This is a genomic window from Bacillus sp. Y3, assembly GCF_008123875.1.
In the GTDB taxonomy this organism is placed as follows: Bacteria; Bacillota; Bacilli; order Bacillales; family Bacillaceae; genus Bacillus; species Bacillus altitudinis.
Map to the genome: position 1 here is coordinate 1 of NZ_VSSC01000003.1, position 16,995 is coordinate 16,995.

11 protein-coding genes are annotated in these 16,995 nt (G+C 41.9%); 4 read left to right on the forward strand and 7 right to left on the reverse strand.

All coding sequences use genetic code 11. The annotated features are described in order from the left end of the window. The coding region (locus tag FXF70_RS04910) for a BclA C-terminal domain-containing protein (RefSeq protein WP_483862045.1) at positions 1-541 on the forward strand (541 nt) is incomplete at its 5' end. Between the two features lie 31 nt (positions 542-572). Here FXF70_RS04910 and FXF70_RS04915 read toward each other — a convergent pair. From FXF70_RS04915 to gltB, 7 genes are all read right to left on the reverse strand, one after another. Beyond that, the gene (locus FXF70_RS04915) at positions 573-1,133 is read right to left on the reverse strand and encodes a CatB-related O-acetyltransferase (RefSeq protein ID WP_017358859.1); all 561 of its coding nucleotides are present in this window, start codon (positions 1,131-1,133) and stop codon (positions 573-575) included. Positions 1,134-1,197: 64 nt separating this feature from the next. Further along, positions 1,198-2,565 carry an MATE family efflux transporter gene (locus FXF70_RS04920; RefSeq protein WP_035703202.1) on the reverse strand — a complete coding sequence of 456 codons (1,368 nt, stop codon included), beginning with the start codon at positions 2,563-2,565 and terminating at the stop codon, positions 1,198-1,200. 19 nt (positions 2,566-2,584) lie between these two features. Next, a complete protein-coding gene (gene dacB / locus FXF70_RS04925) occupies positions 2,585-4,069 on the reverse strand; it encodes a D-alanyl-D-alanine carboxypeptidase/D-alanyl-D-alanine endopeptidase (RefSeq protein ID WP_148779928.1) in 1,485 nt (494 codons plus the stop codon). Between the two features lie 131 nt (positions 4,070-4,200). Further along, complete coding sequence (locus FXF70_RS04930; RefSeq protein ID WP_148779929.1) at positions 4,201-5,181, reverse strand: pectinesterase family protein; 981 nt, start codon at positions 5,179-5,181, stop codon at positions 4,201-4,203. A 99-nt stretch (positions 5,182-5,280) separates the two neighbouring features. Then, on the reverse strand, positions 5,281-5,973 hold the full coding sequence (locus FXF70_RS04935) for a DUF421 domain-containing protein (protein WP_035391798.1): 693 nt from the start codon (positions 5,971-5,973) through the stop codon (positions 5,281-5,283). 223 nt (positions 5,974-6,196) lie between these two features. Further along, on the reverse strand, positions 6,197-7,681 hold the full coding sequence (gene gltD, locus FXF70_RS04940) for a glutamate synthase small subunit (protein ID WP_008346585.1): 1,485 nt from the start codon (positions 7,679-7,681) through the stop codon (positions 6,197-6,199). Positions 7,682-7,697: 16 nt separating this feature from the next. Next, positions 7,698-12,269: a glutamate synthase large subunit gene (gene gltB / locus FXF70_RS04945; protein WP_148779930.1), complete on the reverse strand. Its 4,572-nt coding sequence runs from the start codon at positions 12,267-12,269 to the stop codon at positions 7,698-7,700. 153 nt (positions 12,270-12,422) lie between these two features. Between gltB and gltC the strand changes: the two genes are divergently transcribed. From gltC to FXF70_RS04960, 3 genes are all read left to right on the forward strand, one after another. Further along, a complete protein-coding gene (gene gltC, locus FXF70_RS04950) occupies positions 12,423-13,325 on the forward strand; it encodes a glutamate biosynthesis transcriptional regulator GltC (protein WP_060832389.1) in 903 nt (300 codons plus the stop codon). A gap of 94 nt (positions 13,326-13,419) precedes the next feature. Further along, positions 13,420-15,153 carry an ABC transporter ATP-binding protein gene (locus tag FXF70_RS04955; RefSeq protein WP_148779931.1) on the forward strand — a complete coding sequence of 578 codons (1,734 nt, stop codon included), beginning with the start codon at positions 13,420-13,422 and terminating at the stop codon, positions 15,151-15,153. Next, positions 15,150-16,979, forward strand: a complete 1,830-nt coding sequence (locus tag FXF70_RS04960) for an ABC transporter ATP-binding protein (RefSeq protein WP_125590408.1) — start codon at positions 15,150-15,152, stop codon at positions 16,977-16,979. Before FXF70_RS04955 ends, FXF70_RS04960 begins: the two co-directional genes overlap by 4 nt. Positions 16,980-16,995 lie beyond the last annotated feature (16 nt).

The following is a 16,995-nucleotide window of genomic DNA, read 5'->3' on the forward strand; positions in this document are numbered from 1 at the left end:
TGGAGCTACCGGAATCACTGGTGCCACTGGAGGCACCGGTCCAACTGGAGCTACCGGAATCACTGGTGCCACTGGAGGCACCGGTCCAACTGGAGCTACCGGAATCACTGGTGCCACTGGAGCTACCGGTCCAACTGATACGGCACTTTATGCTGGAAATACAACAGGTCCTACAATCATTACTATTGCTGGTGGTACGAACATTGCTTTACCAAGTAATCAAAATATTAATGGATTTACGCCGAATGGTTCAAATGATACATTCACAGTCCAGCAAACAGGTAAATACTATATCACATATCAAGTAAATACCACTACTGCACTTTTAGTGAGCACAAGGCTATGGTTGAATGGATCAACTGCTATTCCAGGTTCAATTCAGTCCTCTGCCGTATCCACAACTTTTATGAGCAATACAGTTATTGTCAATTTAACAGCAGGAAATACAATTTCATTACAATTTTTCGGAGCGATTGTAACAGCCATTCTAATAGGTGGTGGTGCAACCGGTGCATCACTTACCATCATCAGACTCAGCTAAGTGAAACGAAGATAAAAAAAGAAAGGCTCTGTCAGCCTTTCTTTTTTCTATCTTCAATTACGCTTATACAACGGTCAATATCAGGAGATTGCAAGAGGTGAAAAATAGACTGTATGAAAGAAAACTCTAAATTCCACCATTCTAATAACTGAAGTTTTTCAATGATATCCGAAGAAAACCGATATTTCATGAGCCGCTGCGGGTTCCCTGCGACAATCGCATATGGAGGCACATCTTTTGTAATCAGACTATTTGCTCCAATGACTGCCCCGTTTCCTATCTGTACTCCTGACATGATTGTTGCTCCATATCCAATCCAAACATCGTGCCCTATACACACATCCCCTTTTGATCGTGGATGTCCTTCAATATGGGCAGCATCTGTGAAAATTTGATTGAAGGGATATGTGGTGACCCAATCTGTTCGGTGTTCACCACCAAGAAAAACTTTTACTTCGTTTGCGATGGAACAAAACTTCCCTACATTCAGCGTTGTTCCTTCTCCCCACGTCAAGACTTGAAAATCTGGTCCGGCATAAGTGAAGTCACCGATATCATACGAACTGAGCTCACTTCTTTGATTTAAAAACATAGAAGATCAGACCCCCTACAAAGTAATCGATCTTCGTATGTATATGCCAGATGATAGGCTCACATTATGATTGGACAAGTGCAACGATCTGCTTTTTCTTCCATACCAGTCGATAATAGCCGTATTGGAGCAATAAGTTTACAAAAAAGGCAGCAGGATATCCTATCCATATTCCTTTGATCCCAAGCGATGTATGGTGTGATAGCACATAAGCCACTGGTACTTCAACAAGCCAAATGGAACAAATACTAAAGATGGTCGGCCATAGAACTGTGCCACTTGCTCTCATTGTGGCTGCAACGATTTGTGCTGTTCCAAAAATGAGATAGCTCCATAGGGTGATCACGACCAAACTATATGCAATATCAATTGTTGCAGGATCTGTTAAAAAGATAGATAAAATTTGTGGTGCGAAAATATAGACGAAAATAATAATCAATCCGCCTATCGCAAAGTTTAGCCCCAGCCCAATTTTAATGACATCTTTCAAACGATTCATGTTTCCTGCGCCAATGAATTGTGCGGCGAAGATAGAAACAGCAATACCAAGGCTCACTGCGGGCATCTGTACATAACTTACGACTTGGTTGACAACACCATAAGCTGCGGTCGCCTGTGATCCATAATCGTTGACAAAAGAAATGACAGCAATTTCTGATAAAGAAATGAGAATCATATTAATACTAGAAGGGATACTTAACTTTAATAGCGTTTTTAATAAATCCCCTTTCATCAATAGATGCTTTCTAACCGACGCATCAATGCGCAGCGGGTGCTTTGTTTTATAAAGGTAGATATGAAGAATGATAAACGTAACGATTGTAGAAATCACAGAAGAATACGCAGCACCATATAAACCAAATGCCGGTAAACCAAGCCAGCCGAATAATAAGATCGGTAGCAGTAAAATATTTGTTCCTGTACTAATCATTAAGAAATAAAATGGAGTTTTCGAATCTCCTGTTCCTCGTAAAAAAGTTGTATAGACAAAATAAAGAAATAAGATGGGCATGGAGATGAATAGGATTCTGGCATATGCCGCACTTTCCTCCACAATATTTGCAGGTGTCCCCATCAAATGTAAAATATCTGTGGCAAAAAAACCTCCAATGACAGCTAAAGAAAGTCCGATTAAAAAGGTGAACGAAAGCGTTGTACCGATAATTTCCTTTAACCTCTGCTCATTTTTTGCTCCGTATGCTTGTCCAATCAGGATCGAGCTTCCTGATCCAATCCCAATGGAAAAAGAAACAAGTAAAAAGAAAAGTGGAAAGAATGCAGAAATCGCAGCTACTGCATCCTCTCCAATCCATCTACCGACAAGCACAATGGAAACAAGCTGTCCAATTGATTGCAAAATATTGCTTAATAAAAGTGGAATTAGAAAGATCGACATGGTTTTTACTAAAGATTGATTATTATCTAACGTCATGATGGTTCTCCTTCTCTGTCTAAAGATCCTCAGCTAATATGCTGACAATGCGGTCTTCTATCTCTTTTCCTTTTTCGTCATCAACGAGATGATTCAATAAGATGGAAAAAGCAAGCGTTTTTCCACTCTGCGTTTCAATGTATCCAGATAGTGTGCTGACCGTTGATAGCGTACCTGTTTTTGCACGCACTTTTTTTAGTGTAGCTGGTTCTTTCAATCTGTTTCTTAATGTACCTCCCACCATACGCTCACTTGCCCCAGCTAACGGAAGTGCATGGACATAGGTGTTAAACCATTTTTCCTTTTGAATGTTTGTCAAAAATAAAGTGAATTGGTTTGCAGAAACAAGGTTAATGGGTGATATGCCTGATCCGTCTCTCAACACAGTCATAGATGCATCGATGCCATAGGCAGGAAGACGTTCATTCAGCACGTCAAGCCCTTTGTCAAAACTTCCTTTGTTCTTTACCCGCTTCCCAAGTTCTTTTAACAGAATTTCTGCATGTGTATTGTTGCTTAATTTCATCATCGGAACAAGAAGATCGGATAAAGGCATTGATGAATGGGAAGCGATTTTTTTCGATTTTTTAGGAACTTGTTTTGTTTTGAGTGATCCTTTCAGCTGAATCCCCTCAGCCTTTAATGCTCGTTTCATTAAGTCTAAAGCATACGTTGTCGGTTCCCATAATGCGACCCATTGTTTAGACGAGGATGCTTTTAGTGGAATCGTCCCAGTCAATGTAATTTTGTTTGTACCGTGAGAGCGTTTAAAAGATATTTTCTTCTTTCCGCCTTCTGGCACAGTTTTCACTTGATTGATAACTTGAGCGACGTCAGTCTTCGGGATCATCTCATAGCTGGCCTTCTGCCCTGCTTTCTTTCCCGGCTTAACTTCGAGAATGATCGTTCCTGCATCATAATCCTCATTCGGTGAAGCAGTAAGAGCAGATATTTGAGCGCCGTAATATTGATCTTCATCACTCCACGGCAGATCGATGGAATACCTTGTGTCATCAAACCAAGTATCATCAGCCGCAAGCTGTCCACGAATCGTATGTATTCCGGCCTTTTTGACTTGTTTGGCTAATGCGGCAAAATCGCTTTCTAACAATGTCGGGTCTCCAGTGCCTCGGAGATAAAGATTGCCGTGCAATGTTTTCTTTTGGATTGAACCATCCATCCAAACGTCTGTTGGAAAAGTGTGTGTTTCACCCAGTAGATCGAGTGCGATAGCAGATGTGAGTAGTTTCATATTAGAAGCAGGAGTCAGACGGATGTCTGCTTGATGTTCATAAAGAAGGGAAGTGTCAGAAGTATCGCGTACGCTGATGCCAGCAATCGCGCCCTCTAGATCAGGTGCTGTTCGAATGAATTCGTCTAAGGAAGTGATCCATTTTGATTGATCATCATGAGCTGTTAGTTGTTCATCTTTCACTGAAAAAGGGAGAAATAACATCGACAAAATACATAGTTGTAAAAACATGACCTGTGAGAAACGTTTCACGCAATCCCTCCTTTTTAGAAAAGCAGCCAAATTTAGCAGATTATGTTCATTATACACAAAAGAACGTTTGTTCTCAAAGGTTTTTTAAACAGAAAAGTCAGCTTTCTTTGACGAAAACTGACAAGCCTCTTTTACCTTTTTTCAGGATTCCAGCCATCGCTTCCGCTAAGCACGGCTTGAACGGTGATTTGACTTGCTTCGTTTTTTTTTAATATCGTTGACCACTTCACCCGGTTTGCCACATGACTCCCTGCGCCCGTTGATCCATATTCTTTATATCTAGCCGTTTTTTCGTTGTCTTTGTTATCCCAGTTATGCCATCCCTCAGCTTTAATATGTTCATCCATTTTTGTTTGGAGGAACGTGACAGCCGAATGAGGTCTCCACGGACGGCCTAAGTACACAGATTGAGACGCGGCCGTTCCTTTATTTAATGTGGAATCAATAAAAACGTAGCCATACTTTTGCGCTTCTGTTGTGGATGCCGCTGTAATATACCCATTTCCAAGACTTTTTATTTCAGCTCTTTTAAATACAGCCGTTGCTGAACCAAATATGAAGTCAACCGTGCCCTCGATATAGCAATCTTCATAATACTGTCTTCCTGTGCCTGTAGCATATAGTGTATCTTGATAACCGAGAACACGTACGTGTTTAAACACAGCCCGGTCCCCGGATACATAAAGGGCAACCGCCTGCCCTGCGTTTCGGCCAGCTGTATTTTGAAACGTGATATTTTCTGCGTAAAAATGATTTGCCCGAATCATTGTACTAGAGCTATTGGTTGTGCTCCCGCTGCTTGCATTTGTATCATCATACGTCAGAATCGTCTGATACTGATTTTCTCCAATAAAGGACACATACGGCTTATTTTGCGGAAGGAGAATCTTTTCTTTATACACACCATTTTTAATATATATCGTCGTTTGCTGTTGATTGTTCACTGGTATCGCATCAATGGCAGATTGAACCGTTCGAAATGTCCCATTTCCTTTTTGATCGACAATAAGCACGCGGTTTGTTTGATGGTTGTGTCCAGCTGCTTGCGCATAAGCTGAGTCAAAAAGCAGTAAGGCCAATACCATCATCAGCAATCGTTTTCCATACTTCATCACACATCTCCCCCTTATATTGTGAACGTTTTCATTGACGTATTCTTTTTGATCCTATTCAGTGATAAAACAAAAAAACACAAAAAAACATCCACTGTGTTAGGTTGTGGATGTTTTTTCATATTTCATCGCATAAATTCCTTCATTTTCAATCCATTCACAAAATAGGACGTCTTTATAGGAGGAAATGTGCTGCTTTTTCAATTGCTCTCTCAGCCAGGCTTCATCAAATCCAGCTTCCTTTAAATCTTTTCTTAAAATCTCTCCGTCGATAATAAACGTTCTAGGCAATGTGACTTCTTTTCCTTTCACGTTCACATCTTCGGCTGTAGCTGGTGCATACTTCATTTTCGGAAGCACACTCACAGACCCATCCGTTTCCAAAATGGCATATTCAATTTCATTAAGAGCAAAATGCCCTTTCGCCCGAATCAGTGTCTGCAGCTGATTTAAATCGAGCATATTTTTCTTTAATCGATTGTAGTGAATCTTTCCTTTATCAATCACAAGAGTCGGTCTTCCTTCTAAAAAAGCGCGAATGGATTTGAATTTTTGTGAAAGCCATTCAACTGTGTAGATTAAAACGCCCCAGACTGCAACCGCAAAAAGGATATGTAGCACGCTGACTTCTGGATCAAAAATGGCGTTACCGACCATCTCCCCTAAAATCAGTGCAGAAATAAAATCAAACGGCGTGATTTGTGCAAATTGTGTTTTCCCTAATAGCTTCGTAATGGAAAATAAAGCAAAAAATCCGATAAAGAGTTCAATCAAAATATTAAAAAATGGCACACATATACCTTCCTTTCTCACTGCATGTACTTACAGCATGTACAGGAAAGGAAGGTTCTAAACCATTTATGAAGGCAGTAAAATAAAGACGTCGTCTTCCTCAAGCGTTTTGTTAGATCCATCATCTAGAATTTCAAATCCCATCATGTCTGAATCATAAAAAGCCATGACCACTCTTTGGTCATGGCTTTTCTCTATATATGGTAAACACCCTTTGTTTGACCTATTTTGGCAGAACCGAACTCCCCATTAAATAACGGTCTACCTCATGCGCCACTTGTCTGCCTTCGTTAATTGCCCAGACAATCAAGCTTTGACCGCGTCTTGCATCTCCCGCTGCAAATACGCCTTCTACATTCGTTGTATATTCCCCATATTTTGCGTCAATCCGATTGTTTTTGCTGTCCACGCCGAAGTGTTTCACTAGCGGCTGTTCAGTTCCCTCAAAACCAATCGCAATAAAGACTAGCTGAGCTGGCCATACCTTCTCTGTTCCTGGAATCTCATGAAATTCAAACTTCCCTTGCTCGTTTTTCACCTTTTCCATTTGAATGGTATGAAGCTCTTTTAACTTCCCATTTTTATCAGCCACAATCTTTGTGGTTTGAATCGAATATTGGCGCGGGTCTTCTCCAAATTTTGCTTGTGCTTCTTCGTAAGCATAATCTAGAGAGAAGACATAAGGCTGTTCTGGCCACATGTTATCCCCTACACGTGTATCTGGAAGCTTTGGATGCTTTCCGAATTGAACAACACTTTTTGCTTTTTGGCGAAGTGCAGTTGCGACGCAGTCAGCGCCTGTATCTCCTCCGCCAATCACAATGACGTCTTTCCCTTTTGCGTCAATAAAGTTTTTATCTTTGAATCCTGAATCAAGCATGCTTTTTGTTGCGAGTGTTAAATAATCCATTGCCAGGTGAATCCCTTTTGCTTCCCTACCTTCAATTAACAGGTCACGCTGCTTTTGTGCTCCTGTACAAAGGATGACCGCATCAAATTGCTCTTTCAGTTCATCAGCCGTGATATCCACACCAATTTCTGTATTGGTCACAAAGTCAATGCCTTCTTGTCTTAAAAGTTTGACTCTGCGCTCAACGACTTCTTTGTCGAGCTTCATATTCGGAATACCATAAGTGAGCAATCCGCCAAGACGATCAGATCGTTCAAACACGGTTACAGCGTGTCCTGCTTGGTTTAATTGGTCTGCACTTGCCAGTCCTGCTGGTCCTGATCCGACAATAGCAACCTTTTTCCCTGTACGACTTGAAGGAATTCTTGGTGTAATCCAGCCATTTTCAAAACCTTTATCAATGATCGTCCGTTCGATATTTTTAATCGATACTGCTGGATCATTGATCGCGACGGTACATGAGCCTTCACAAGGTGCTGGACATACTCTTCCAGTAAATTCAGGGAAATTGTTCGTTTTTTGTAGTCTTTCAAGCGCTTCTTTCCATCTGCCCCGGTAGACAAGGTCGTTCCATTCTGGAATTAAATTGTAGATCGGGCAGCCAGAAACGCCGCCCCTGATCTCCATCCCAATTTGACAAAACGGTGTTCCGCAATCCATACATCTAGCACCCTGCTGTTTCAATACCTCATCTGTATAAGGAGCTGAATATTCTTTCCAGTCATTTTGACGAGTGAGAGGGTCACGTTCATTTGGCTTTTCTCTTTTATAATCCATAAAACCTGTTGCTTTGCCCATTGTCCTCTCCCCTTTCTTAATGAGCGAGGGCTGCTTTTTGCCCGTTTGCCGTTTCTTTATTTTTCGGTTTTGTGTTTGCTTCAAATGCGAACATAACAGCTTCCTCGTGGCTGAGGCCTGCTTGTTTTTGTTCCTCAATACTTTGAAGCATCATTTTGTAATTTCTCGGAATGATCTTAATGAATTGATTCTTTTCTTTTGCCCAGTTCTCTAGAAGCGCTGCTGCTTTTGAGCTGTTTGTATAATCAAGGTGTTCCTGAATCATTTGCTTCACTTCTTGTTCTTCTTCGTGATCTGTGAGTTTTTCAAACATGATCATTTCCATGTTGCACATTCTTTTGAACTGTTTTGCATCAGATGTATGCACGTAAGCGATACCGCCAGACATCCCTGCGCCAAAGTTTTTCCCGACGTCACCTAAAATGACAACACGTCCGCCAGTCATGTATTCACAGCCGTGATCACCGATTCCTTCAACGACCACATTGACACCTGAATTACGAACCGCAAATCGTTCACCTGCACGGCCGTTAATATACGCTTTTCCGCTTGTCGCACCGTAAAATGCAACGTTACCGACAATCACGTTCTCATGTCCATTTTGTACAAAGTGATCAGATGTTTTGACAGCAATTTTGCCTCCAGAGAGTCCTTTGCCGATATAGTCATTTGAGTCACCTGTTAAATATAAGGACATCCCCTTTGGAACAAATGCGCCGAAGCTTTGTCCAGCTGAACCAGTGAACCGAAGTGTGATCGTATCCTCTGGCAGACCTTCTTCGCCGTAGCGCTTAGACACTTCACTGCCCGTAATCGTTCCAGCTACACGGTGAATGTTGCGAATGTTTAGTGACAGATCAACCGGTGTTTGATGATCGAGCGCTTCCTGTACATAAGGGAGAATCTCATTCATATCCAGTGATTCATCAATTTTATGATTTTGTGGCGTTCTGAATGTGCGTGCTCCCTCTGGCTGATAAAGCAGGGTTTCAAGGTTCAGCTGTCCTGCTTTCCAGTGTGCTTTTGCTCTTTCACTTACTGATAAAACATCTGTACGCCCAATCAATTCATCCATTGATGTAAAGCCAAGTTCAGCTAAAATTTCTCTTACTTCCTCTGCAATAAACATCATGAAGTTGACAATGTGATCAGGGTCACCCATGAATTTTTTACGAAGTTCCGGGTTTTGAGTAGCGACACCGACTGGGCAAGTATCTAAATGACATGCTCTCATCATGACGCATCCTAATACGACAAGTGGAGCTGTCGCAAAGCCGTATTCTTCTGCTCCTAAAATCGCAGCCATGACAACGTCGCGTCCTGTCATTAATTTGCCATCCGTTTCAAGAACGACTCGCTCTCGAAGGCCGTTTAAGACAAGGGTTTGATGCGCTTCTGCCAATCCAAGCTCCCAAGGAAGTCCTGTATGTTTAATACTTGTTTTCGGAGAAGCTCCAGTACCGCCATCATATCCACTAATTACGATGACATCAGCTGTCCCTTTTGCAACACCTGCTGCAATCGTTCCAACGCCAGCTTTAGAAACTAGCTTGACGCTGATGCGTGCGTCACGGTTTGCGTTTTTCAAATCATGGATCAATTGAGCCAAATCCTCGATTGAATAAATATCATGGTGAGGCGGTGGTGAGATTAGGCCAACACCTGGCGTAGAACCACGGACGTCTGCAACCCAAGGATATACTTTATTTCCTGGCAGCTGTCCGCCTTCTCCCGGCTTTGCACCTTGCGCCATTTTAATTTGCAGTTCATCTGCATTGACTAAATAATGACTTTTCACGCCAAAGCGGCCAGAAGCAATCTGTTTAATCGCACTTCTGCGATCATCCCCGTGCTCATCTACTGTGAAGCGTACAGGGTCTTCCCCGCCTTCTCCGCTGTTGCTTTTGCCGCCAATTCGGTTCATCGCAATCGCTAGTGCTTCATGCGCTTCTTTACTTAATGAACCAAATGACATCGCACCTGTCTTAAAGCGGCGTACAATGGATTCAGCAGATTCAACTTCTTCTAGACGAACTGGCTTTTGTTTTGAACGAAAAGCAAATAGATTTCTAAGGAAACCAATTCGTTCTTCATCCGCTGCCTTCGTATATTGTTTAAATAAATCATAATCTTCGTTGCGGCATGCCCACTGAAGGGTATGAATGGTTTTTGGGTTAAAGGCATGATGCTCTCCATTTTTTCTCCACTGGAATTCACTGCCTGATTCTAGCGTTTGATCAGTTGATGCCTGATACCCAGCCTCATGACGAAGTTTTGCTTCACTTGCAATGGTATCAAGATCAATTCCACCTAGCTGTGAAGCTGTTCCTGTGAAATACGCCTGGATGACATCTTCACTAATGCCGACTGCTTCAAAAATTTGTGCGCCTCGATAGCTTTGGACAGTGGAAATTCCCACTTTAGACATTACTTTAACGACGCCCTCAGTCACACTTTTCCCAAACTTTGTGACAGCCTCATCAAAGCTAATCGCAATCGCTTCTTCAGCAATAAGCTGTTTGTATGTTTCGTAAACGAGGTACGGATGGATCGCATCTGCACCGTAGCCAATCAGTGCGGCAAAATGATGAACCTCTCTTACTTCTCCAGATTCGACGATTAAGCTCACCTTTGTTCGTAAGCCTTGACGCACAAGATGCTGATGAAGTGCACTCAATGCAAGAAGTGGTGGAATCGGCACTTTTTCTTCCGTCATGTCACGATCGGAAAGAATTAGTAAAGATACCCCTTCACGAATGGCTTTTTCTGCCTCTTCAAACATCGCATCAAGACCGCGTTTTAGGTCATCAGTGAAAAGTGTATGAATCGTTTTGCTTTTAAAGGCGTTATGAACAATCGTTTTCAATCCGTTGAACTGCCCGCTTGTTAAAACTGGTGTATAAAGTTTAATTCTTCGGCATGAATATTCATTTGGATGTAAAATATCTCCCTCAGCACCTAACCAAGTCATGGTCGATGTGACAAGCTGCTCACGAATGGCATCAATTGGCGGGTTCGTCACTTGAGCAAACAGCTGTTTGAAATAAGAAAACAGCGACTGCGCACGATCTGATAACACAGCAAGCGGTGTATCACTTCCCATTGAGCCAATTGGGTCCTTTCCTTCTTCGAGTAAAGGAATTAAATACTTTTGAATGTCTTCGTACGTATAATGGAAAGCACGCTGACGTGTTAACAAATCACTCATTATACTAGAATTTTCTGAATTTTCTTCAGAGCGATTGACGTGAACCATTTCTTCATCGAGCCATTTTTGATAAGGAAGTTCATTCGCAATCGAAGATTTCACTTCTTCATCAGAAATAATGCGTCCTTCTTCTAAATCGATTAACAGCATTTTACCTGGTTCAAGACGGTCTTTATACTTCACATCTTCTTCATTTGTGTCGATGACGCCGACCTCAGATGAGAAAATGATATGATCGTCATTTGTCACATAGTATCTCGCAGGTCTTAATCCGTTACGGTCTAAGATGGCGCCGATTTGTTTACCGTCCGTAAACGAAATCGCTGTCGGGCCATCCCACGGCTCCATTAATGAACTATGGTATTCATAAAATGCCCGTTTCTCTTTAGACATGTGCGTATTCTCCGTCCACGGCTCAGGAATCAGCATCATCGCTGTATGAGCAGGAGTACGCCCTGCAAGCACGAAAAATTCAAAGGCATTGTCTAAAATGGATGAATCACTTCCGTCTGCATTCAGCACTGGCAAAATCTTGTCTAGATCTTCTCCGAAGGCTTCAGACACGAATTGTTGTTCTCTTGCTCTCATCCAATTGATGTTTCCTCTTAATGTATTGATTTCTCCGTTATGAATTAAGTAACGGTTTGGATGCGCTCGTTCCCATGTCGGGAATGTATTTGTACTAAATCTTGAATGAACGAGTGAAAATGCAGAAACAAATGTTTCATCCTGTAGATCAAGATAAAAAGCATCAACTTGATCTGATGTTAAAAGCCCCTTATATACAATGGTTTGACTAGACAGGCTGACAAAGTAAAATTGTTTTTCCTCTGCTGTTCCCCAGTTTTCAGCCTGCTTGCGGATGACGTATAATTTTCGTTCAAATGACAAACGGTCTGTTACGTTGTCGTTTGCTCCGATAAAGACCTGTCTCACAACCGGACAGCTCTTCGCTGCAACCGTTCCAATTTTCCCAGCATCAACAGGGACCGTTCTCCAGCCAATTAATGTTTGCCCTTCTTGTTTAATGAAGCCGTTGATCTTTTGTTCGATCGCTTGACGCGTTTTGGCATCATCATCTTTTGAAAAGAACACCATTCCTACCCCGTAACGGCCCTTTTCTGGAAGTGCAAAGTCTTGGCAGTTCTTTCTAAAAAAAGCGTCTGGCAGTTGTACCATTAAACCGGCACCATCACCTGTATACGGATCACTGCCTTGCCCGCCGCGGTGATCAAGCTGGCACAGCATTTGCAATCCCTTTTTGACGATGCTATGTGTCGCCTCCCCTTTTAAATGGGCGTACAGTCCGATTCCACATGCATCATGTTCAAATTCAGGACGGTAGAGACCTTGTGGTTGTGGTAGTTGATTATAAGTCATCGTTTCTCTCCCCCGTTTAAAAGATCCGTTTTTTCACAGTAATAAAATCTCACAAACTCTGTAACTTATTTTAAGTTTTCAAATTAATATAAACAATATATAATTTAGATCAAAACAATCTCTTTTTGAGATAGATGGGTGTGAAGTGCAAAAATGGAGCTTCGTCAATTACGTTATTTTGTAGAAGTTGCTGACCGTGAACACGTGTCAGAAGCGGCTGAAAACTTACACGTTGCCCAATCTGCCATCAGCCGGCAGATTGCCAATTTAGAAGAAGAACTTGGAGTGGCTTTATTCGAACGAGAAGGACGAAATATCAAATTAACGAAAATCGGCAGACAATTTTTAGATCATGTCAGAACTGCACTCAAAGCCATTGATTACGCCAAAGAACAAATTGATGAATACTTAGATCCCCACAAAGGGACAGTGAACATTGGATTTCCTACAAGTCTAGCAAGCCAAGTGCTCCCTTCTGTCATTTCCGCATTTAAGCTGGAATATCCTGAGGTCGATTTTTTACTTCGGCAAGGTTCCTATAAGTTTCTGATTGAAGCTGTCAAAAATCGAGACATTGATCTTGCCTTTTTAGGACCCGTCCCGACAAACGATCCTCAAATAGAAGGAAATATCTTGTTTTCTGAAAGCATTTATGCCCTTTTGCCGGTTAGCCACCCCTTTAGCGGACAAAGGAGCATTCATTTAAGTGATTTAAGAAAGGATCATTTCGTGTTATTTCCTGAAGGGTATGTGCTGAGACAAATTGCGGTTGATGCTTGCAAGCAGGCAGGCTATGAGCCTACCATCTCATCTGAAGGAGAAGATTTGGATGCCATAAAAGGTCTCGTATCGGCAGGAATGGGTGTTACCTTATTACCCGAAAGTGCCTTTTATGAAACAACACCGCGATTTACAGTGAAAATTCCGATCGATTTTCCTCAAGTGAGAAGAACGGTTGGCATTATTGCATCTAAAACGCGAGAAATGTCTCCTTCTGCCCATGATTTTTATGTGTTTGTGAAGGATTTCTTTTCTAAAATTGAACAATATAAATAATTCACTAAAACAAGACATTTCATTTGTAGAAATAATCCCTCTTTGTATATGATGGGTTACAGAACAACAGACTATATGGAAGAAAGGTATTCGTATGAAATCAATTTTATCGTTTTTAAAGCCCTATCGGCTATCCGTTGTGTCCATTGTGATTCTCACCTTTTTAAGCAGTATGCTCCAGCTGTATTTACCGACGCTTACAGCAGATATCGTTGATGTCGGGATCGTCCAAGGAGATGTCGCTTATATATGGAAGGTTGGGGGCTGGATGGTGGCTTGTTCTTTACTTGCCATCTTGCTCACGATTTGGAAGTCCTACTTGTCATCTAAGACAGCTCTAGGCTTCGGGCGTGATATGAGAAGACAGCTGTTTGTGCATGTCGAACAATTCTCATTAGAAGAATTTCAAAAAATCGGGACATCTTCCTTTATTACAAGATCCACAAATGATGTGAAACAAGTTCAAGATGTCACGATCATGATCTTACAAATGATGACACGGGCGCCTCTTATGCTCGTTGGTGGAATTATTTTGGCTGTATCTAGAGATGCTGTGTTATCTCTCATCTTTTTAGCAGCTCTCCCCCTTCTTGGCGGGTTCATTTATTTGGTGTCAAGAAAAGCGATCCCCCTCTTTGGCCAGCTTCAGAAAAAAACGGACCGGCTGAACTTGATTATGAGAGAGTCGCTTTCAGGCATTCGGGTCATTCGTGCGTTTAACCGAGTAGATGACGAAAAGGAACGTTTTCAAGAAGCCAATACATCGTATAAGGATACTGGCCTTAAGGTCAATCGATTAATGGCGTACTTGTTCCCTTTTATGCTCATTATCATGAACTTCACGAATATCGGCATTGTCTGGATTGGCGCTAATCGGATTGATGCCGGACAGATGGAAGTCGGGAATCTGATCGCCTTCATTCAATATGCGATGATGATTTTAATGGCACTCATTATGCTGTCTATGAGTTTTATTATGGTGCCTAGAGCTCAGGCATCAGCTAAACGGATGAATGAAGTGTTAAATCTAGAACCAAGAATTAAAGACAAAAAAGAGGCTGTCACTAAACTTGATCAGCCAGCCCAGTCCATTCGCTTTGAGAATGTGTCATTTTATTATTCAAATGCTGAAAAACCAGCCGTTCAAGACATGACGTTTGAAGCCAAAAAGGGTGAAACGACGGCGATCATTGGCAGTACAGGTTCCGGGAAAACGACCCTTCTTCAGCTGATGACACGTTTTTATGAAGCAACAGAAGGAAAAATTACATTAGATGGTGTCGATATTAGAGAATTGCCTCAAGAGAAACTGAGAAGTCAGATGGGTTATGTTTCTCAAAAAGCCATTTTATTTAGCGGAACCATTGCTGATAATGTGCGCTTTGGCAAACGAGATGCTACAGATGACGAGATTTGGCAGGCACTGCGGACAGCACAGGCCGAAGAATTTGTTTTGCAAAAAGATGGCGGAATTCACGCAGAGATAGACCAAGGGGGTTCGAATCTCTCTGGCGGTCAAAAACAACGTCTTTCGATTGCAAGAGCACTCGTAAGAAAACCTGCATTCTACCTGTTTGACGATAGCTTCTCTGCCCTTGATTACAAAACGGATGCAAAACTTCGGTCAGCGCTAGAAGCTGAAAAAGAGCATGCTGCTTTGATTATTGTGGCTCAAAGAATCAGCACAGTGAAGCATAGCGATAAAATCATTGTGTTAGATGATGGAAAAATAGCAGGTATCGGTACACATGAACAGTTACTGAAAGATAACCTTGTCTATCAAGAGATAGTCGCATCACAGGAAGGTCAGGAGGTGGAGCAAGGATGAGTAAAAAAATGTCTTCTGGAATGGGACATAAAGGCGGTCACCCAAGGGGCCCAGTACAAAAACCGAAAGAATTTAAAAAAACACTTCTTCGTTTAACGGGCTATTTAAAACCGAGGAAATTTCAGTTGATCGTTGTCCTGATTGCAGCGATCGGTTCAACCGTTTTTAATGTCATCAGTCCAAAATTACTTGGGGATGCCACCTCTTCCCTATTTGAAAGTTTTACACAAGGAACTGGCGTTCAATTTGATGTCATTTCACGCATTTTATTGCTGCTTGTTCTATTATATGTCGTGGCTTCTCTCTTCTCATTCGTGCAGCAATATGTGATGGCGGGTGTCTCGCAGCAGACCATTGCTGAACTAAGACAAGAAGCGAGTGACAAACTCACACGTCTCCCTCTTCGTTATTTTGATAAAACAACACACGGAGACACGCTGAGCCGGGTGATGAACGACATTGATAATATTAATACTTCTTTACAGCAGGCACTCACACAAGTGATCACATCTGTTATTACAGTCATTGGTATTGTCGTCATGATGCTTTTCATCAGTCCGCTGCTGACACTGCTTGTTTGTTTGACGCTGCCTCTTAGTTTGTTTGCGATTCGAGGCATTACATCATTTTCGCAAAAGCATTTTAAAGCACAGCAAAAAGAACTAGGGATGATCAATGGACATATTAATGAAATGTTCACAGGACATCAGACGGTTCGTGCGTATGGCTATGAAAAGAAAGCCATTGATACATTTGATCAATTAAACGAACAACTATATGAATCTTCAAGAAAAGCACAATTTATCTCCGGCTTAATGATGCCGATGATGACCTTTATTGGGAATCTTGGCTATGTGGCGGTAAGTGTTGCTGGCGGAATTCTTGTCATTAACGGGAATATTCGTGTTGGGGATGTGCAAGCATTTATCCAATACACACAGCAAATGTCGCAGCCGCTTGTGCAAGCATCCAGTGTTGCAAACTTAGTTCAATCTGCTATCGCTTCAGCTGAACGGGTGTTTGAAATTCTGGATGAGGAAGAAGAACATGCGGAAGAAGATGCAGCGATTGATCTTAAATCCCTTTCCGGAGATGTGGCCTTTGAGCACGTTCACTTCGGTTATGAGAAAGATCAACCCATTATTAAAGATTTGAATTTACAAGTCCGAGAAGGACAAACGGTGGCCATTGTTGGGCCAACAGGCGCTGGAAAAACAACGATTATTAATCTGTTAATGCGCTTTTACGAGCTAGATCAAGGCTCCATTCGCATTGGCGGCGTAAAAACAACCGACCTCAGCCGAGAGCAAGTACGTGACTTATTTGCGATGGTTCTTCAGGATACATGGCTCTTTGAAGGCACAATTTATGACAACATCGCATATGGTAGACCGCATGTTTCAAAAGAGGATGTGTTGAAGGCCGCTAAACATGCCTATGCAGACGATTTCATCCGCACCCTTCCAGATGGATATGACACACTCTTAACAGAAGATGCCGGCAACCTCTCACAAGGTCAACGTCAGCTGTTAACCATCGCCCGTGCCATCTTATCTGATCCGAAGATATTAATCTTAGATGAAGCAACAAGCAGTGTCGATACACGGACAGAGATGCATATTCAAAAAGCAATGAATGAATTAATGAACGGCAGAACAAGCTTCGTTATTGCACATCGACTTTCAACGATTAAAGATGCCGATCTCATTTTAGTCATGAAAGATGGCACGATCATTGAAAAAGGAACTCATCGTGAGCTTTTGAAAGAAAAAGGCTTTTATGCAGACCTCTATATGAGTCAATTTGCCGAAAACCAAGTCGGTTAAACAGCACCAAAAAGGA

What these genes read in the sequence shown, in the direction of transcription:
- FXF70_RS04960 (WP_125590408.1), top strand. Translation starts at nt 15,150, where the DNA reads ATGAGTAAAAAAATGTCTTCTGGAATGGGACATAAAGGCGGTCACCCA.
- gltB (WP_148779930.1), bottom strand. Translation starts at nt 12,269, where the DNA reads ATGACTTATAATCAACTACCACAACCACAAGGTCTCTACCGTCCTGAA.
- FXF70_RS04920 (WP_035703202.1), bottom strand. Translation starts at nt 2,565, where the DNA reads ATGACGTTAGATAATAATCAATCTTTAGTAAAAACCATGTCGATCTTT.
- gltD (WP_008346585.1), bottom strand. Translation starts at nt 7,681, where the DNA reads ATGGGCAAAGCAACAGGTTTTATGGATTATAAAAGAGAAAAGCCAAAT.
- gltC (WP_060832389.1), top strand. Translation starts at nt 12,423, where the DNA reads ATGGAGCTTCGTCAATTACGTTATTTTGTAGAAGTTGCTGACCGTGAA.
- FXF70_RS04930 (WP_148779929.1), bottom strand. Translation starts at nt 5,181, where the DNA reads ATGAAGTATGGAAAACGATTGCTGATGATGGTATTGGCCTTACTGCTT.
- FXF70_RS04915 (WP_017358859.1), bottom strand. Translation starts at nt 1,133, where the DNA reads ATGTTTTTAAATCAAAGAAGTGAGCTCAGTTCGTATGATATCGGTGAC.
- FXF70_RS04955 (WP_148779931.1), top strand. Translation starts at nt 13,420, where the DNA reads ATGAAATCAATTTTATCGTTTTTAAAGCCCTATCGGCTATCCGTTGTG.